The 18,245-nt window shown below is 43.6% G+C and carries 15 protein-coding genes; 2 read left to right on the top strand and 13 right to left on the bottom strand.

Features of this window, described 5'->3' with window-relative positions; translation table 11 throughout:
* Nucleotides 1-3 precede the first annotated feature (3 nt).
* The 3 genes from PHE37_RS10225 to PHE37_RS10215 are packed head-to-tail and all read right to left on the bottom strand — an operon-like array spanning nucleotide 4 to nucleotide 3,150.
* Complete coding sequence (locus tag PHE37_RS10225) at nucleotides 4-537, bottom strand: YfiR/HmsC family protein (protein WP_299993470.1); 534 nt, start codon at nucleotides 535-537, stop codon at nucleotides 4-6.
* Nucleotides 534-2,594 carry a TonB-dependent receptor gene (locus PHE37_RS10220; RefSeq protein ID WP_299993469.1) on the bottom strand — a complete coding sequence of 687 codons (2,061 nt, stop codon included), beginning with the start codon at nucleotides 2,592-2,594 and terminating at the stop codon, nucleotides 534-536. The genes PHE37_RS10225 and PHE37_RS10220 overlap by 4 nt, the downstream gene beginning before the upstream one ends.
* A gap of 13 nt (nucleotides 2,595-2,607) precedes the next feature.
* Nucleotides 2,608-3,150: a GNAT family N-acyltransferase gene (locus tag PHE37_RS10215; protein ID WP_299993468.1), complete on the bottom strand. Its 543-nt coding sequence runs from the start codon at nucleotides 3,148-3,150 to the stop codon at nucleotides 2,608-2,610.
* Nucleotides 3,151-3,323: 173 nt separating this feature from the next.
* On the opposite strand from PHE37_RS10215, the gene PHE37_RS10210 reads away from it, so the two are divergent.
* Nucleotides 3,324-5,246 carry an EAL domain-containing protein gene (locus tag PHE37_RS10210; RefSeq protein ID WP_299993467.1) on the top strand — a complete coding sequence of 641 codons (1,923 nt, stop codon included), beginning with the start codon at nucleotides 3,324-3,326 and terminating at the stop codon, nucleotides 5,244-5,246.
* Here the strand turns inward: PHE37_RS10210 and PHE37_RS10205 are convergent.
* The 9 genes from PHE37_RS10205 to fabZ all read right to left on the bottom strand — a co-directional run bounded on the left by PHE37_RS10205 (nucleotide 5,238) and on the right by fabZ (nucleotide 15,017).
* Nucleotides 5,238-6,416 carry a glutathionylspermidine synthase family protein gene (locus PHE37_RS10205; RefSeq protein ID WP_299993466.1) on the bottom strand — a complete coding sequence of 393 codons (1,179 nt, stop codon included), beginning with the start codon at nucleotides 6,414-6,416 and terminating at the stop codon, nucleotides 5,238-5,240. The genes PHE37_RS10210 and PHE37_RS10205 overlap by 9 nt on opposite strands.
* 2 nt (nucleotides 6,417-6,418) lie before the next feature.
* Complete coding sequence (locus tag PHE37_RS10200) at nucleotides 6,419-6,994, bottom strand: hypothetical protein (protein ID WP_299993465.1); 576 nt, start codon at nucleotides 6,992-6,994, stop codon at nucleotides 6,419-6,421.
* 12 nt (nucleotides 6,995-7,006) lie between these two features.
* Nucleotides 7,007-7,435 (bottom strand): Sua5/YciO/YrdC/YwlC family protein, encoded by a 429-nt coding sequence (locus PHE37_RS10195; protein WP_299993464.1) that lies wholly within the window; start codon nucleotides 7,433-7,435, stop codon nucleotides 7,007-7,009.
* Nucleotides 7,436-7,438: 3 nt separating this feature from the next.
* Complete coding sequence (gene carB, locus PHE37_RS10190; protein ID WP_299993463.1) at nucleotides 7,439-10,687, bottom strand: carbamoyl-phosphate synthase large subunit; 3,249 nt, start codon at nucleotides 10,685-10,687, stop codon at nucleotides 7,439-7,441.
* Nucleotides 10,688-10,753: 66 nt separating this feature from the next.
* Nucleotides 10,754-11,515, bottom strand: a complete 762-nt coding sequence (gene mreC / locus PHE37_RS10185; protein WP_299993462.1) for a rod shape-determining protein MreC — start codon at nucleotides 11,513-11,515, stop codon at nucleotides 10,754-10,756.
* Nucleotides 11,508-12,545: a rod shape-determining protein gene (locus tag PHE37_RS10180; RefSeq protein WP_300008567.1), complete on the bottom strand. Its 1,038-nt coding sequence runs from the start codon at nucleotides 12,543-12,545 to the stop codon at nucleotides 11,508-11,510. Before PHE37_RS10180 ends, mreC begins: the two co-directional genes overlap by 8 nt.
* 8 nt (nucleotides 12,546-12,553) lie before the next feature.
* Complete coding sequence (gene clpX / locus PHE37_RS10175; protein WP_300008565.1) at nucleotides 12,554-13,786, bottom strand: ATP-dependent Clp protease ATP-binding subunit ClpX; 1,233 nt, start codon at nucleotides 13,784-13,786, stop codon at nucleotides 12,554-12,556.
* Nucleotides 13,783-14,568 (bottom strand): acyl-ACP--UDP-N-acetylglucosamine O-acyltransferase, encoded by a 786-nt coding sequence (gene lpxA, locus PHE37_RS10170; protein ID WP_299993459.1) that lies wholly within the window; start codon nucleotides 14,566-14,568, stop codon nucleotides 13,783-13,785. The genes clpX and lpxA overlap by 4 nt, the downstream gene beginning before the upstream one ends.
* 5 nt (nucleotides 14,569-14,573) lie before the next feature.
* On the bottom strand, nucleotides 14,574-15,017 hold the full coding sequence (gene fabZ, locus PHE37_RS10165) for a 3-hydroxyacyl-ACP dehydratase FabZ (protein ID WP_299993458.1): 444 nt from the start codon (nucleotides 15,015-15,017) through the stop codon (nucleotides 14,574-14,576).
* A 232-nt stretch (nucleotides 15,018-15,249) separates the two neighbouring features.
* Here fabZ and PHE37_RS10160 point away from each other — a divergent pair, with 232 nt between their 5' ends.
* A complete protein-coding gene (locus tag PHE37_RS10160) occupies nucleotides 15,250-16,563 on the top strand; it encodes a sensor domain-containing diguanylate cyclase (protein ID WP_299993457.1) in 1,314 nt (437 codons plus the stop codon).
* Nucleotides 16,564-16,590: 27 nt separating this feature from the next.
* Here the strand turns inward: PHE37_RS10160 and PHE37_RS10155 are convergent, their stop codons facing one another.
* The gene (locus PHE37_RS10155; RefSeq protein WP_299993456.1) at nucleotides 16,591-18,189 is read right to left on the bottom strand and encodes a cation:proton antiporter; all 1,599 of its coding nucleotides are present in this window, start codon (nucleotides 18,187-18,189) and stop codon (nucleotides 16,591-16,593) included.
* Nucleotides 18,190-18,245: the final 56 nt, after the last annotated feature.

Raw genomic sequence — 18,245 nt, 5'->3', positions numbered from 1 at the left:
GAATTAGATAATTCTAGCAATCTCGAGCAGGCTGTCGGGAAAAGAGATTCGATTTTCCCGTAAGATTTTTGCATTGATCAAAATGACCGGAGCTCGTTCCATACGAATGGAGAGTAAGATACCGCCGTCGCTGAGTTTATCCGCATCATAAAGAGCGGTAAGTGTACCGGTTGAAGCGATGGCATTACGGACCTTTTTAAGCTGTGCCGTATTCGTTTTTAGTGCATAAACAAGATGATACGATGCGGCATTATCGAGCTTATCGAAAGAGAGGGTCGTGACAATAATCGGATGTCCGTTTAGTATTCCATTGAATTTATTCATCAAAATTTTACTGCAGTTGAGGGCAGTATCTTCATCATCGGATTCATAGGCGATCAAAATTTTTATCGGAGATTTATTGTGTGCAAAAGCAATATTTTTATCGAGCATTGCAATTTTTGGCAGCAATGTGAGCTGTGTATCCAATAAAAATGGATCATACGATGCACACCATCCGGCTATGCTTAGGGTAAGGAACAAAAATATTCGTTTCAAAATGTACCCCGTAGTGTTGCCATAAACGCGCGTCCGGTTGACGGATAATCCCCGTCATATGTATTTGGAGGGCTTGGATAAAGTTCTTTCTCATCAAATATATTTTTGAGCGTAAATTGAATTTCGCTGTTGAGGTATGGAAGTTTATATCCGATAGAAGTATCGACGATTCCGATTGCTTTCATATCATTGCGAGTATCGGTTGCTGCTCTTGGGATTTTATTTTGCCATCGACCGGCTAAAGAACCGAACCAGTTTTCGTTCAAACTGTGTGTAATAAATCCTCGTGCTGTATCAGACGGAGCATTTGCCAATGTCACACCATTGCCGTCTTCAGCCCATATATGTGTATATGCGGCATAGAACGTGGTTGCATCATATCGTTTCCGCCACTCCCCTTCGATCCCCTGAATTGTACTTTTAGACCCGTTAACGTACTCATAACGAGCCAATGAAGTATTGTATTGCAGATAAATCTGATTGTTATTGTTTAGGTGAAAGAGGTTAACCGAAAGGGTATGATCTGTTTCGAATTGATGAATAAATTGCGTTTCATATGCCATGACGGTTTCAGGCAACAAATCCGGATTTCCCCAACGTGCTTTATTATTAAGGGTAAACATCTCCTGCCATGAAGGATTTCTGTGGGCACGGGAGATTGAAAATTTGATCAGGTTTGCAGGATCGATCGCATAGACAGCTGCAATCCTCGGATCAACCTGGGGGCTAATGCCATTTCTTCGATCGATCGTAAGTGAGCCATACCCGGTGAGAGAGGGGGAGATGACCTTTTCATAGGTCATATAGGCTGTCAGATTATTGATGGAGCCTTTTGGATTGAAAAAAGGAAGCGTCGTCGAATAATCGGTCATTCCCGTTCCGCTGTCTCGGTCGGTAGTGATGGTTTTTTCTGAGGTAACATTGCTCCATGAACCGCTGATCCCAAAAGTGGTGTCACCACCTAGTAAACTTCCTGCAAGGGTATTGTTAATTCGATATGTCCGTATAAATGCTTCATGAATCCCATAAAAACCGTCCGGATAGGTTACGATTGTTGTAGGCGGTGTAAGAGAGGGAAGTCTCAGTCCTGCAGGTGCAAGGAGCTGGTGACTCGTGAAGCTGTCTTGAATCACCGCGGCTTGGAGGGTTCCGGAAAAACTATTTATGTTATAGTGGGCACCTGCTCTGATTTGCCACTGGTCGATATTGTAGTGGTCTCCTTCAGAAGCTAATGCATAGTTTATACCGCCTCCGGAACCGTGGCGATAGGTAGAGAGACGGCCGTCAGCAAAAAAGGCTCCCTTGGAGAGCGATGCAGAAAGCATAGTTGCATCGGTAGCTGCCGGGGCATCGCCTGAGCGTGCGAGGTGGGCATTAGGAGCGCCGAGAAGATTATTCGAAAGGCCATCCAACCCATATGTTAGGGAGAGACTATCATGGACGGTATACAGATCTGCCGCAAAAGAAAAATCATCATCTCTTGTTGCATAGGAAACTCCGGCTTTTTTAGTACCGTACGTACCTGCAGAGGCAAACCAACGACTGACTCCATCAGCTGGAGCTTCCCCTTTATAGGTGGTGACGACGATGGATCCCGCATAGCCTGAATGACCGTCACTGTAGCTGCCCGGGCCACGGACGATTTCGATCCGTTTGATCATGTCAATCGGCATACTTAGATAGGCGGTATAACCGTCGAAAAAAAGGTCATTGACTTCGATGCCGTCAACGATCAGCTTGCTTTGTCCGTATGCGACAGGATTGGAACCGCGGAAAACAGGGTTAAATAAAGAGAGATTGTCACTGGCGATATTGACACCTGCTGCAAGACTCAGAGCTTCTTTTAACGATGAAGCCCCTGCATGGGCAAGTTCTTCACCGTCAAATACCGTCATGATAAACGGAAGATAATCGATATTCGCCCGTTGATCTTTTGCCGTTTGTGCAATAGTACTCATATCATCAGTGAGATTATGAAAGAGATTGGAGTTTACTTCTGACTCAGCGGCAAAGAGAGAGAAAGGGATTAACAATAAAGCGAGTGAGGAGTAATTCATAGTCTGGGTTCTTTCAGGGTATAGTCAAATTTTTATGTGTTAATATAACCGGATATCGCTCTGCGCCGATAAGGTGTTGCAATGGACCGATCGGCTGATAAGAGAGTCTAGAACAGTTAAGAAGTCGTAAAAAACTGGGTTCAACCGCTCCTATAAATTGTTTTATTCCACACGTGGAAGAGACCCGATTTATCTCTTCTTGCATCGTTTGCAAAATTTTGATCGTTTTTCTAAAAACTCTGTGCTCCGGGGCAATAGTAATACGTGAAATCTCGGCTGTAGGCTGATCACGTTGGATTCTGTCCGCATCGATTTCCATTGCTTTAAGTGTCGGTAATCCCAATGAAGAGTTTGGAAGAACAAGTCGGCACGATGCAATCAAAGATCCGTTCTCCCACACCCCGAATAAAAGGGAGTGGTCGTCATATGAATCGTATTCAAGTCGATCATCTTTCTCTTTCGGGACAAAATAACCGGACTCTTTTACAAAAATATCATACCGTTGCCGCAATATAGCAGTCCGTTCCATTTCCGTTGATGCTACTGTGCATTTCACTATTTTTACCTTCGTTTCTATATTGGTTGAAAGATAGATATTTAACAATTCATCAACGCTAAATAAAGTAAATGATTTATTCGGTATATTATAGGATAAAATTACGTAATTTACGAATAAATTTTCAGCTTTACTTAACATGCGGTAATTTTGAAATACATTAAGGTGCATCTATGATGTTTCTCTCTAAGACTCGTCTTTCATATAAAATCGTAGGATCTTTGATTTTAATATTCCTTTTGATTTTGATGTCAATTGGAACCATAGTCAGTATTGTTTTTGAAAACACGATCTTGGTTTCAGAAAAACAAAAAGCGAATTTATTGCTGGAAACCATTGAAAAACCGCTTCAAATTGCTCTTTATTTAAAGTTTTACGATCAAATTTCACAAAAAGTTGCTCCTGCCGTATCGGTACCCGATGTAACGGAATTGGAGATTCGTGATCAGAGCGGAAAGAGACTTTATTTTTATACGCACAGTAAAGAACATTTGAAATCCCGACATGAAGCGATGAGCGTCACGCATATATTGAAAGAACCTACAAGCGGAGAATTGATGGGTTCCGTCACATTGCGTTACAGTGATTTAGCCTATGAAGAGACGCGTAAATCCATTCATAAAATCGTATATGGTGTATGGGTAAGTATCGCCGTGATTTTTTTTGCCGCAGTCTGGTGGGTTCGTTATCTTCTCTCTCCTCTTACTAAGATCGCTAAAAAAGTCCGTTATTACAAGCCGGGTGATCAAATGATGTTTGAGGAAGACGGCAGTGTTGAGATCGAGCAGATAGTTACCGCATTTAATACGATGCAAAAAACGACCCAACACTATCTGGAACAAATGGAAACGATGAACAGCTCTCTTGAAATGAAGGTCAATGAAAAAACCCGTGAGTTGGAAACTCAGTTTTATACGGATCAACTGACAAATTTACCCAATCGATACAAGCTTCAAGAAATATTGTTACAAGGGGATCTCTTAGCTTTGGCAATCGTCAATATAGATGATTTCAAAGAAGTAAATGATTTCTTCGGAATTTCAATCGGTGATGAAATACTCAAGCAATTCGCGTTATGGCTCAAGGAGTTATCGAGTGCATCTTACCGTTTAGGAGGTGACGAATTTGCTTTGGTATTTAGCAATTTATATAACCAAAATGAATTGGAACATCGGTTAAATATACTTGCAAAATTATTAGATGAAAAAACATTTGTGGTCAAAGAAGAGAGCTTCAATATCCGAATAAGTATCGGTGTCGCTATGGGAAATGAGAAAGTACTGACCCGGGCTGATATTGCTTTGCATCATGCGAAAGCGAATCGAAAACAGATAGCCTTTTACAATCATGAAGAAGGAATTGAAGAACAATATCGATCGAATCTGACAATGGCTTCTAATGTCCGTAGAGCATTATTTGATAATCGTATTATTTGTCACTATCAGCCTATAGTGAATCTAAATACGGGGATGGTTCATAAATATGAAACATTGGTACGGATGATAGATGACGAAGGAAATATCATTCCTCCGATCAAGTTTTTATCGATTGCAAAACAAACGAAACTTTATCCCCGTATTACCCTTGAAGTGGTTTATCAGGCTTGTACACTCTTCGCTTCACGCAAAGAGGAATTTTCAATTAATCTATCAGACAGTGATATTCGTAATCCTCATACGGTCAGTGAAATTATTAAAACGATCACCGAAACCGGTACGGCAGACCGGATCGTTTTTGAGATTTTAGAATCTGAGGGGATTGAAAGTTACGAAGAAGTGACACGGTTTATTTCACAGGTAAAAGTTTTGGGGGCAAAAATAGCGATTGATGATTTTGGAACGGGGTATTCTAATTTTGAAAACATACTCAAACTGGGTGTGGATTACATCAAGATTGACGGTTCATTGATACGGGAGATCGCAGGGAACTCACGTCATCATATTATTGTTGAAACGATTATTGATTTCGCCAAGAAAATTGATGCGAAAACAATTGCAGAATTTGTATCGGATGAGGAAATTTACAACACGATCAAGGCAATCGGCGTCGATTATTCACAGGGTTATTTTACCGGTAAACCGACATCACTACTGTAATACATGCCCGACAAATTTGGACATATTGCCCAAAATTTTACCGCCTCTTCGGAATCCTAAACCGCATGCTTCATAGGCGAAAAAGACACCTGCCTGATATCTATTACCTTTTGTATCTTTCGGAAACTCGACATACTCTTGATAGATCGGTTTGAAATTACCGTAAGGTCCGTCATTGGCTTCAATGGTGTTGAGAGAAGCATCCACAATACGTACATTGGCACCTTCACGTCCAAACATCCGTTTTTCGACCTGCTGAACCCCTTGGAGCGGCTCAAATGACGTTTTTAGAAGATAAGGTGAATCCGGGAAGAGGTCGCACAGTATTTTCATCATCCCTTTTGATTGAAACAAAAGAGTGTAGGCCGGATTTAAAATAATGGCCTTTTGATTGTTCATGATGTTTGTGAGTAAGGTGGCCAGTTCAGGCTCTTCGATTGCGATATCTTCCCACGGAAAGAGTTTAAACCAATATTCATACGGGGATTCTTCACTATCATAAATCCCCTCACCATCAAATGTGACTCCCCCTAAGGGTTCGAATCCTGTATTAAAACCTGCATCGGATGCCATTTGTTGTAGCAATCGAACCGTTTGTTCCTCTTCGACATTGCCGCTTACCGCACTGAAAAGAATTTTCCACCCCTCATACAGTGAATCAAATTTCTCGGTATCATCGAAGAGCGTGATGAGACGGCGAAAGTTTTCAGTGATCGCTTCATAAATAGTATTAAATTGACGCTCTTCATCCATTTCGTTGTATTTTAAGAGTGCCCATTGCAAAATCACAGTTTCGAAAAGTGCCGTAGGGGTGTCTGCATTGAACTCAATCAGTTTGATCGGAGCACCACCGATTCCTCCCGAGAGGTCAAATCGACCGTAGAGGTGCCAGTGTACATCGTTTTCCCAGCTTTTTTTAATCATTTCTACAAGATTAAACGGGATACCCAATTCAAAAAAGAGGTTATTATCGATGACATATTGGGCTGCTGTCGCATACATATCATACAGCTCGTTGACTGCATCATAATAGGCTTCTGCCTCTTTATCCGTGACGATGACCAGCTCATCCGCAACGTATTTGGTGTTGTCGCTGTCGGTATGCCAATTGAATCCGATTTCTTCTAAAATGGCATCGCTAATCGGGTTTATTTTTTGTAATTTAATCATAGTTATCCTCCGAAGAATCCACCGGAACCGGTGCTTTTTGACCCAGAATTACCGAAGAAACTTTTTTTCTGAGAGGTGGAAACGGCGGAAGAACCCATGCCGGATGCCGAACGGTGATAGGCAGATCGGTTTGACGCGTCTTGATTTTTACGGAATGTGGAGTTGTTCATCAGCATGTTTCCTATGACGTTACCTAATAATGCGCCCCCTGCCGCCGCGAGGATAGTACCGCCTAATCCCATCCCTTCACCTTGGGGTTCTGCATTGAGTTCCGATTTTCCCTCTTGCATTTTTTTGTATTCTTGATCGGCGAGTTCTTTCATCTCTGCTTCACTCATAACACGCTCATGCACCGTGCCGTTTTCATCGGTTGAACGGATGATGGCATGACTTGGGCCAGTGGTTGGGGCCTCTTCGATAACAACATATTTTCCGTTAGGCTGCTGCTCAACAACGAGAAATTTATTTTGTCCTTCAGCTTGTTGTTCTTGTGTGCTTTGGCATCCGCTGAGGGCACTGAGGACGATGAGTCCCATGCTTCCCATCATGATATGCTTGGCAGAGTTGAAATGTTTCATAGATAGAGATTCCTAACGTAACTGTTTAATTTGGCTTGTGGTGAGCAAAAAGATTTGAGAGGCACTCTGTTCACTGAGGCCTCTGAAATCTTCAACAATAATGTCACTAACGGATTGACAAAACTCTCTCACATACGATTGTCCGCTTTCATTCGCTGAGGTAGAATAGAGCCAACCGAAAGGTTGGATCAGTCTGGCGTGATATGGATCACAAACATGGCGAAAGGCTTGGTTTTTAACAACGAATGTCGTTTTACAGGCATGTCGAACAAGACGTTTATGGGTATTTGGAATACGAATATCGCGTTTCAGATTTTTAAAATCGGAATAAACTTTGAGAAAAGGTTTATTGTCGGCGCGCATTTTGATGGTTTCTAACCGTTTAGAGTCTTGGGATAGAAAACCGACGGTAGTGTCGGTTTGCGCGAGGAAAACTTTCATGGGTTAGGGAATGAGGTAGTCTTGGATCGCGTGCGGTTCCATCCAGCTGTCATCGTGCATATGCCCCATCGCTTCGATAGCAGCACGCGCGGCACTAAGGGTTGTGAAATACGGGGTTCCCATACGCAATACGATTTGGCGGATTTGTTCGGCATCTTTTTTGGATGTTTTGTTATCGGAGGTGTTGATAGCCAAAGAGATTTCTCCGTTTTTCATGACGTCTTCGATATTCGGACGGCCTTCACTGATTTTCAAAACCGCTTCACACGGAATCCCGGCAGCTTCAATGGCTTTTTGGGTACCGCGTGTAGCTACAAGTTTGAATCCTTGATTGTGCAATCCGCGTGCGATTTCAGGAGCATGGACTTTATCGGATTCGATGAAAGAGAGGAAACACGTTCCGGATGTCGGGATTTTATTACCTGCCGCCAGCTGACTTTTCGCGAAACTGACGCCGAAGTTTTGACTGATACCCATTACTTCTCCGGTTGATTTCATTTCAGGGGAGAGAACCAAATCGGCTCCGTAGAGTTTGTTGAACGGGAATACCGCTTCTTTAATCGCTACGTGTCCTTTGAGACGCGGTTTGAGAAGTCCGTCCGCTTCCATCACGATATTATAGTTATCGTAGAATTTCAGTGCATTACGGAGTGTATCACCAAGCATAACGCGGGTTGCAACTTTTGCAAGCGGCATTCCGGTCGCTTTGGAGACAAACGGAACGGTACGCGATGCTCTTGGGTTAACTTCAATCAAATAGACTTCGTTTTGATAGATTGCGTATTGGATATTCAAAAGACCGATAACGCCTAAACCTAATGCAATTTTCTTCGTTTGTTGTTCAACTTGAGCTTGAATCTCGGCACTGAGACTTACTGGAGGAAGTGAACATGCACTGTCTCCTGAATGAATACCTGCCTCTTCGATGTGCTGCATAACGGAACCGATGTAGACTTCTGTGCCGTCACTGATGGCATCAACATCCAGTTCAACCGCTTGGTCGAGGAATTTGTCGACGAGAACCGGAGAATCGTTGCTCACCGATACGGCGACGTCCATATAGGTACGGAGTTCGTCTTCGTTATAAACGATACGCATTGCACGTCCACCCAAAACATACGACGGACGAACCAGTACCGGATAGCCGAGTTTTTCAGCGATCTCGAATGCACCCTCTTTGGTCATTGAAAGACCGTTTTCAGGTTGTTTCAATCCTTGTTCGATGACGAATGCCGAAAATTTCTCACGGTTTTCCGCCAAGTCGATTACCTCTGCCGATGTACCGGCGATTTTAGCGCCGATGGCATGAAGGCCGTTAGCCAATTTAAGAGGTGTTTGCCCTCCGAAGTGGACGATGATACCATCAGGCTGTTCCGCTTCGACGATGGAGCGGACATGTTCGAAATCGATCGGTTCAAAGTAAAGGACGTCAGAGGTATCGTAGTCGGTTGAAACGGTTTCCGGGTTACAATTGACCATGATTGTCTCGATTCCCATCTCTTTAAGGGCGAATGAGGCGTGGACACAGCAGTAGTCAAACTCGATCCCTTGGCCGATACGGTTCGGTCCTCCGCCGAGAATCATCACTTTTTTCTTGTCACTTTGGCGCGGTGCTTGAAGCCCAAGGCGTGTGATATTGGTTGTTGAATAGAGATATGGAGTGAGTGATCCGAATTCTGCCGCACAAGTATCGACTTCATTGTATTCGAAGGCGATTCCGAGTGCTTTGCGTGCATCATAGACATCGTTTTCTTTTGTGCCGCCACCGATTAGACGAGCGATGTTTTTATCGGAGAACCCTTCGGTTTTTAGACGGCGAAGCTGTGTTTCATCGGTAAGCGTTGCCGCTGTAATGGTTTTTTCTTGAGCGATGATTTCTTCGATTTGGGTCAAGAACCACGGATCGATTTTAGAGAGTTCGAAAATCTCCTCTTTGGAAAGCCCCATACGGAAACCTTGTCCGACATAGAGGATACGTTCCGCATTCGGACGACGGATTTCGTGTTTAACAAACTCTTCATCACCTGCTATCGGATCAAAACCGCTGAGACCTGTTTCAAGAGAACAGAGCGCTTTTTGCACTGATTCTTTGAAAGTGCGGCCAATCGCCATCGCTTCACCGACCGATTTCATACTGGTGGTAAGGGTCGATTCCGCTTCAGGGAACTTTTCGAACGTAAAGCGAGGAACTTTGGTCACGATATAGTCGATAACCGGTTCAAATGCCGCAGGAGTTCCGGTGATGTCATTCGTGATCTCATCGAGGGTAAATCCGACTGCAAGGAGCGTTGCTACTTTGGCGATCGGGTAACCGGTCGCTTTTGATGCCAACGCCGATGAACGCGATACACGCGGGTTCATCTCGATAACGATCATACGTCCCGTTTTAGGGTTAACGGAGAACTGTACGTTAGATCCGCCCGTATCAACACCGATTTCACGCAAAATAGCGAACGATGCGTCACGCATACGCTGATACTCTTTGTCGGTGAGGGTGAGGGCAGGGGCAACGGTGATCGAATCTCCTGTATGGACACCCATCGGATCGAAGTTTTCAATCGAACAGACGATGATACAGTTATCGTTGCGGTCGCGGATAACTTCCATCTCGTATTCTTTCCACCCGAGAAGTGATTCTTCGATCAAAATTTCGGTAATCGGCGACTCATCCAGCCCGCGTTGGGCAAGAAGTTTGAATTCATCGATATTGTAAGCGACACCGCTTCCGCCCCCTGCAAGAGTGTACGAAGCACGAATGATGATCGGGAAACCGATTGCTTCGGCTGCTGCCATCGCTTCGTCCATATTGTAAGCATAGCGGGAAATCGGTAAGTCCATTCCGATTTTAACCATACACTCTTTGAACGCTTGGCGGTCTTCCCCTTTTTTGATAGCGCTTGGATTGGCACCGAGAAATTCGATCCCCTCAAGCATCCCGAGTTCGTGCATTTTCATCGCGGCATTAAGGGCGGTTTGTCCCCCCATTGTAGGCAAGATAGCGTCTACTTTTTCTTTTTTGATGATTTCGGCGATGATTTCGGGTTTGATAGGTTCGATGTAGGTACGATCGGCAAATTCGGGGTCGGTCATGATCGTTGCCGGATTCGAGTTGATCAAAACTACGCGGTAGCCAAGCTCTTTGAGCGTTTTAACCGCTTGTGTTCCTGAATAGTCAAATTCACAGGCTTGACCGATGACGATCGGGCCTGATCCGATGAGTAATATCGTTTTGATGTCGTCGCGTTTTGGCATTGAGACCCCTCGTCATAAAAATTTTATTATTATAGACGAGAAGCACTTAAAATCCGATTACAGAGTCTATCGTACCTGTGTTATGACATGAAAATAGGCGGGATTTTTGCCGTAAAAATAGGGTTCGATAACGGCACTTTGATATCCGCTTGCTCTGGTAATCGAGACGACTCTTCCCACTTTTAATCCGGCTAAAAAGATACGATCCAATCCGGATGTGACCACTTCATCGCCGACGGAAATAGGGATCCATGTCGGAATAAATTCCACAATCAGCCGCCGTTCATTATTGCCGCGCACGATTCCCGGTGCCATTGATGCACCGATATTGACGGCATATGAGCTTTTGACATCTCCGTTAAGGAGCGCCATGGCCTTGTTGTTGTTAGAGACGACGATGCCTGAAGCATAACCGCGATAAAGGAGCCCGTATACTTTTTTAACGTCAAAATTATCCATCTCGATCCATACTCGGTACGGATCGCCGAAGCGGACGTAGGAGAGGGTTCGTACCAACTCTACTTTTGCATCGGTTTGAATCGTGCTGTTCTCTTCTTGAATCAGTTTTTGGTAATCATCGGCTATTTGATGAAAATGGAGCAGCTGCTGTTCATAATAACGATTTTTTTCGCGTAAATCGATGATGGTGGCCTGCTGATTGAAATGTTCTTCAAAAGTATGTTCAATGTTTTCAATTCCATCATGGTAGCTGGATTTTATCAGAAGGGTTAAACGGACAATCGGGGATTGGAGGAGATTGGTAAAATAAAGCGCTCCACCCACCACAAGGGCAAGTGTGAGTGCAAGACTCAACGCTTGTTTATTCATTATCGAAAAGTTCGTGGAGTTGATCGATCTCTTCTAGTGCACGGCCGGTTCCGCGTGCAACACACAAAAGCGGCTCATCAGCAACGTAAACGGGAATTTTGATGATTTCAGAGAGGTATTTATCCAATTGGCGGATCAATGCACCGCCGCCTGTAAGGATAAGTCCGTTATTTACGATGTCACCTGCAAGGTCCGGCGGCATATTTTCAAGTACGTCACGAATCGCTTCAAGGATCTCTTTGAGAGGTTCACGCATTGCTTCACGCGCATCTTCGCTGGAAAGCTCGATTGATGTGAGTAGTCCTTCGACCTGATCACGGCCGTTGATAATCATCTTAAGCTCTTGAGCCAAAGGCATTGCCGTACCGATGTTGATTTTGATGTCCTCAGAGATGCGTTCACCGATAAGAAGGTTGTATTTTCGTTTGACATAATCCATGATGGAACGGTCAATTTTGTCCCCTGCCACACGGATAGAACGGCACAATACCAATCCACCCAAGGAGACAACACCGATTTCAGTCGTACCGCCGCCGATATCGACGACAATATTTCCTTTCGGTTCGCGGATATCGATCCCTGCACCGATAGCTGCCGCCATCGGTTCATCGATCAGATACACTTCACGTGCTCCGGCGCTCATGGCCGATTCACGTACCGCTTTTCGTTCGACTTGTGTCAATCCGTAAGGGATACAGATGATGATACGGGGGCTTATAAGACTGCTGCGCCCGTGTGCTTTTTCGATAAATTTGCGGATCATTTTTTCGGTCATATCAAAGTCGGCGATAACACCGTCACGCATAGGACGGATCGCTTTGATATTTCCCGGTGTTTTACCGACCATCTCTTTGGCCTCGCGACCGACAGCCAAAACACGTTGTTGACCGTATTTCTCCATTTTTACCGCCACAACGGAAGGTTCGTTTATTATGATCCCTTTCCCTTTTGCAATTACAATGGTATTTGCCGTTCCTAAGTCGATAGAGAGATCGTTTGAGAACATTCCGATAAGTTTATTAAATAGCATTGTCTCTCCTATGCACTTTTTTGATTGGGTTTTTTAATGTATACAGGTTGTGTTTTTTCGTCTACGACGTCTTTAGTGATAAGCACTTCATATCCGCTGTACTCGGGAAGCTCGTACATAATGTCTCCCATCGTCTCTTCCATGATGGCACGAAGTCCACGCGCTCCGGTTTTACGTGCCAAAGCTTTGGCTGCAATTGCGTTTAACGCTTCTTTTTCAAAAGAGAGTTCAACATCATCAATAGCGAAAAGTTTAGTGTATTGTTTGACCAATGAATTTTTCGGTTCGGTCAGGATGCGAACCATCTCTTCTTCGGTGATTTTATTCAACGATGCAATAATCGGAAGACGTCCGATCAATTCAGGAATCAAACCGTAACTAACCAGATCATCGGGTTCAACATTTTCGAAACTGTCATCGATATCGGTAGTACTGCGTTTGTCATGACCGAATCCCATAACATTATTGCCCTTTTTACGCTCAAGAATTTGACCGAGGCCGTCAAAGGCTCCGCCGCAAATGAAGAGAATTCCGGAAGTATCGATTTGGATGAAATCTTGATTCGGGTGTTTTCGTCCCCCTTTAGGAGGGATGTTGACAACGGCACCTTCGATGATTTTAAGAAGAGCCTGCTGTACTCCCTCACCCGATACGTCACGGGTGATCGAGCGGTTTTCGCTCATACGGGAAATTTTATCAATCTCATCGATAAATACGATCCCTTGCTGTGCCCGTTCTACATCACCGTCAGCTGCTTGGAGGAGTTTTGTAAGGATGTTTTCGACATCTTCACCGACGTATCCCGCTTCTGTAAGGCTGGTGGCGTCCGCAATCGCGATAGGGACATTGAGGACGCGTGCAATGGTTTGTGCCATCAATGTTTTACCGCTACCGGTCGGTCCGATCAATAAAACGTTGGATTTGGCAATTTCCGTATCGTCTTCGATATGAGTATGTTTGAAGATACGTTTATAGTGATTATATACGGCAACGGAGAGGAGTTTGCGTGCCCGTTGTTGTCCGATAATGTACTGTCCCAAAAAGGCATTAAGCTCTTTAGGTGTTATAAGCTCAGTATTGATATGTTCATGGGTTGTGTCATTTTCACCGTCGGAATCACCGAACATAATTTTATAGGCAGAAAAAACACAGTTTTTGCATATGTAGACATTGGCTCCGGCGATAAGCGGATTATGATCGCTTTCTGTTGCGTCACAGAAACTGCAATGGCGATGAATCATGATTGATTCCTTTCGTAGGGGATTCCCCGTTTGGTGTTAACAATAAAAGTACAAAGGTTTTTAACGAATCGACTTTCACTTTCTTCCAGTAAGGAAGCTGCTTGTTCTTGGAGCGGTTTACCGGATTCGAAGAGTTCGCGATAAGCACTTCGTAGTGCATCGATATCGCTGCGCTCCAGATGGCGGCGCAGGCCGTTGAGGTTTAATCCGCGTAGAACTGCACGATTGCCTTCGGCCAAACAATACGGAGGGACATCTTGAGAAAGTGCCGAAGCTCCGGCTATCATAGCATAATCGCCTATTTTGACGAACTGATGGACCGGAGTCATTCCGCCGATTACGGCGTAATTACCCATTTCCACATGCCCGGCTAAGGTCGCGGCATTGGCCAGTATACAATAATCTCCGATAATAACGTCGTGTCCTAAATGGACGTACCCCATAAAGAGATTATGGGAACCCACGATCGTTTTACCGCCGCCGCCGGCTGTTCCGGGATTAAAGAGGGTAAACTCGCGGATTTTATTGTAATCGCCTATGATCAGTTCGACTTCTTCCCCTGCATATTTTAAATCCTGAGGAATCGAACCCAATACGGCATGCGAGAAGATCTCATTGTATTCGCCGATCGTAGTATTGCCATAGATACAGGTACTTGCGGCAATTTTTGTCCCACGTCCGATTTTAGCTTTTCCGGAGATAAAGCAAAACGGTCCGATTTCGACATCTTTGCCGATTACGGCACCTTCTTCTATGATCGCGTGCGGTGAAATAAGACTCATACGGCCTACTTATCCACGATCATTGCTTTGAGTTCGGCTTCAGATACGAGCACGTCATCTACATACGCTTTACCTTCGAGTACCCAGATAGCGCCTTTGTGTTTTACTACATTCATACGGTATTCCAAACGATCTCCCGGGCGAACGGGGGCGCGAAATTTTGCGCCGTCGATACTCATGAAGTAGACGACTTTTTGTGCCGCTTCGGCTTCAGTCATATCCATACTTTGAAATGCGAGGATACCGCCGGCTTGGGCCATACCTTCAAGTATCATAACCCCCGGATAGATCGGATGACCCGGAAAGTGGCCTTCAAAAATTTGTTCACCGATGGTGACGTTTTTGTAACCGATAAGTGACTCGTTGGGAGTAAGATTAGTTACTCGATCTACAAGGAGAAATGGGAAACGGTGGGGTAAAATTTTTTGAATTTGAACGACATCTATCATATTTGTGAACACCTTAGGGTAAAAAATCGCCCAATTTTACCGCAAAAAGTGTTAATAATTGATTATATGTAGTTCTTTCGCTTTATCATGTGTTTTGGCTCATGAAATAGGAAGAAATATATAAAATTGATATCTATGGATTAAATCTGTGCTAATATGGTAAACAGTAGAAAAAGGGAGATATAGAAAAAAATTATAGTAATACTCCAAAATATCAAAGAGGGGGCACCTCATGATACAGCCAGAAATAGTTGTTTTATACGAACATCTGAATAGTATAGAAACGTTTAAACATTCAATTATTACAAAATGGGTCAATAATACTGAAGTATCGCAAGTATTGTCGTCCAAAGATATCGATATAAATGAATTTAGAGAACACTATGCCCGTAATGTTATGGAATATTTTATTGATGTCATCAAAGGAAAACAGCAAATAGGCAATTGCCCGACGATTAATAATCTTCTTCTGTTTTTTGAGGCAAAAAATATCACGGTATCTGAACTCTATTTAATCTGTATTCATTTTCGAGAGTCTATGATAAATGAAATGATCCGGCAGAATCTCTTCACAGAAACTTTGCACAGTGCTATCTGCTATCTTTTTAATGCGAATTTCAAAGGGGTGCTGCAAATGCATACCGATACGATTATGAAGGCGAGAGAAGAAAAAAACGAGTTTCAAAATCTCATCGAAAATTCTCTGAATGAAATCTATATTTTTGATAAAGAGAGTTTGCGCTTTTCGTATGTCAACCGGGGGGCGCTCCTAAACAGCGGATACACTGCTGCTGAATTCAAACAGATGACTCCGTTAGAGATTAAGCCGTATTACACAAAAGAGCAGTTTCAGGAGTTGATTACGCCTCTTTTGCAGTACGAACAGGAGCAGATCGTCTTTGAAACCGTGCATGAACGTAAAGACGGTTCTTCGTATCATGTGGACATTCGTTTGCAGTTGATGAATTTTGGCGGGCGGGAAAGTTTCGTTGCAATCATCAACGATATTACGAAGCGGGTTCAGGCCATCAAAGAGAAAGAAAGTTATTATCAAATGGCAACCCACGATTATTTGACCAACAGTAACAACCGGCAAAATTTTGATACGCTGTTTCACTCTGAATCCAAGCGGGCACAACGATACAATCATCCCCTTTCCATTATCCTATTTGATATCGACGATTTTAAACGTATTAATGATACGTATGGACATGATGTCGGAGACACGGTATTGGTGAACATATCCAACCGGACGAAACTGTGTTTGAGAAATTCCGATATTTTTGCACGATGGGGAGGTGAAGAGTTTATCATCCTCTTACCGCATGCCGATTTGAATTTAGCCATACTCAAAGCGGAAGAGATTCGTACCATTTTCGACTCTGAGCCCATAGATAAAGTCGGCCGTGTCACCTGCAGTTTCGGCGTGGCTCAGGTGAGTGATTATGAAGATTTGAATCAGGTTTTCAAAGATGCGGATGATGCATTGTACGGTGCAAAAGAGAGTGGCAAAAACAGGGTGAATGCGTCTATCAAACTTCTCTAAGCAGAAAAAAGGGAGTAGGGTGTCAAATCAATTTTTAAGGGCATGATTGACCAGCAGATTCGCCACTTCAAAGCTTGCATCCACGAACTCTAATTCCGGTAGATCCCGCATACTTTTACGTTCATCGACACTGTCGATTTTGATAATAACATTGGCATCTTTATCGTAATTTAAAACGGCTTCGCTGATGAGACGTCTGTTTTGTTCGCTGCTCATTGTAATGATGATCGCTTTGGCTTCTTTGACCATCAGAGACTCTAAAACGGGGAGTTTGTTTAAGTGCCCGAAATAGGCCATATATCCCAGTTTTCTGGCATGTAAAACGTGCTTGAGATTGTCGGAGATGATAATAAAGTTAGCCCCTTTGGATTGCAATGAAGCGGCAACGATTTTCCCCAGCATTGCAAACCCGGCAACGATAATATGATCTTGGCGTTCGATAGGGGTAATGACGTCGGACTCATAAAACTCTTTCTCAAAATAGGAGGAGAGTTTATAGATGTTTCCGATGATAAACGGGGTAAGAATCATCGAAATAACACTTACCAGAATCAAAAAACTCGCCATCTCGTCGCTGATCAGTTTTTGTGAGCCTGCAAGGGCAAAAACAGCAAACGAAAATTCTCCGATTTGTGCCAGAGAAAGCGCCGTTTTTGCTGAGGTGTTTTTATCCGAATTGCGTCGGATGATAGCGTAAATGACGAGTGCTTTGAAAAGCATGGCGAAGACGAAAACAAAAATAATGATATGGATATTGGACATAAAGTAGACCATATCGATTTTCGTCCCGACACCGAAGAAAAAGGTTCCAAGAAGCAGGTCTTTGTAGCTGGCGATATCCGATTCGACTTTAACGTTGTAGCGGGTATCGGCAATGATCATTCCGGCAATAAACGCTCCCAGCGAATAGGTAAAGCCCATCGAATGGGCAAGCAGCGATGCCCCGATGAGGATAGAAAAGACCGAACCCAAAAAGAGCTCTTCCAACTCAGTTTTTGCGGAAAATTGCAACAGGGCATTGACGATTTTTTCTCCGACCGTAAACATGAATACGACAACAAATATGGCGGATATAACGGTTTTTAAAAGGATTTCACCGATCGATGCGCCATCATTGGACAAAAAGGTGATGAGGAGCAATATAGGGATAACTGCCAAATCCTGAAAGATCAAAATCCCCATCGATTTTTGCCCATATGGCGTATGGATATCCTTGGACTCTTTGAGGTATGTCAGGACGATAGCCGTAGATGAGAGCGAAAATGCCAACGAGATAATGAGCGAAGTATTGAAATTGAGATGAAAAAGATAAAAAGAGAGTAAAAAGATCACTCCGACGCTAAAGACGACCTGCAGCAGACCGTTGGTCAGGAGAATCTCTTTCATTTTTTTGATTTTATCCAGACTCAGTTCCAGCCCGATGGTGAACATCAAAAATACGATCCCGAATTCGCCGATAAGATTGAGCGAATCGATTCCGTCTCCATTGAATCCGAAAAGATAGCTGATGATGGTTCCGGTGGCAATATAACCCAATATATGGGAAACACCGAACCGTTTGAGGATGATGTTCAATACCGTTGAAATGGCAATGGTTAAAAAGATTGTTAAGAGTAAGTTTTCCATAGAGACATTATAGTGCAAGGTCTGTGCTATGGGTGGTTAAAAAGTAAGCGAAGCAG

This window comes from Sulfuricurvum sp. (assembly GCF_028681615.1).
Taxonomy (GTDB): domain Bacteria; phylum Campylobacterota; class Campylobacteria; order Campylobacterales; family Sulfurimonadaceae; genus Sulfuricurvum.
Note: the sequence above shows the minus strand (reverse complement) of the source record. Positions and strands in the feature narration are given on the sequence as shown.

Excerpts from the sequence above, each read along its gene's own strand:
- fabZ (WP_299993458.1), bottom strand. The coding sequence starts at position 15,017 with ATGATAGATGTCGTTCAAATTCAAAAAATTTTACCCCACCGTTTCCCA.
- mreC (WP_299993462.1), bottom strand. The coding sequence starts at position 11,515 with ATGAATAAACAAGCGTTGAGTCTTGCACTCACACTTGCCCTTGTGGTG.
- PHE37_RS10210 (WP_299993467.1), top strand. The coding sequence starts at position 3,324 with ATGATGTTTCTCTCTAAGACTCGTCTTTCATATAAAATCGTAGGATCT.
- PHE37_RS10200 (WP_299993465.1), bottom strand. The coding sequence starts at position 6,994 with ATGAAACATTTCAACTCTGCCAAGCATATCATGATGGGAAGCATGGGA.
- carB (WP_299993463.1), bottom strand. The coding sequence starts at position 10,687 with ATGCCAAAACGCGACGACATCAAAACGATATTACTCATCGGATCAGGC.
- clpX (WP_300008565.1), bottom strand. The coding sequence starts at position 13,786 with ATGATTCATCGCCATTGCAGTTTCTGTGACGCAACAGAAAGCGATCAT.
- PHE37_RS10220 (WP_299993469.1), bottom strand. The coding sequence starts at position 2,594 with ATGAATTACTCCTCACTCGCTTTATTGTTAATCCCTTTCTCTCTCTTT.
- PHE37_RS10155 (WP_299993456.1), bottom strand. The coding sequence starts at position 18,189 with ATGGAAAACTTACTCTTAACAATCTTTTTAACCATTGCCATTTCAACG.
- PHE37_RS10195 (WP_299993464.1), bottom strand. The coding sequence starts at position 7,435 with ATGAAAGTTTTCCTCGCGCAAACCGACACTACCGTCGGTTTTCTATCC.
- PHE37_RS10160 (WP_299993457.1), top strand. The coding sequence starts at position 15,250 with ATGATACAGCCAGAAATAGTTGTTTTATACGAACATCTGAATAGTATA.
- PHE37_RS10205 (WP_299993466.1), bottom strand. The coding sequence starts at position 6,416 with ATGATTAAATTACAAAAAATAAACCCGATTAGCGATGCCATTTTAGAA.
- lpxA (WP_299993459.1), bottom strand. The coding sequence starts at position 14,568 with ATGAGTCTTATTTCACCGCACGCGATCATAGAAGAAGGTGCCGTAATC.
- PHE37_RS10180 (WP_300008567.1), bottom strand. The coding sequence starts at position 12,545 with ATGCTATTTAATAAACTTATCGGAATGTTCTCAAACGATCTCTCTATC.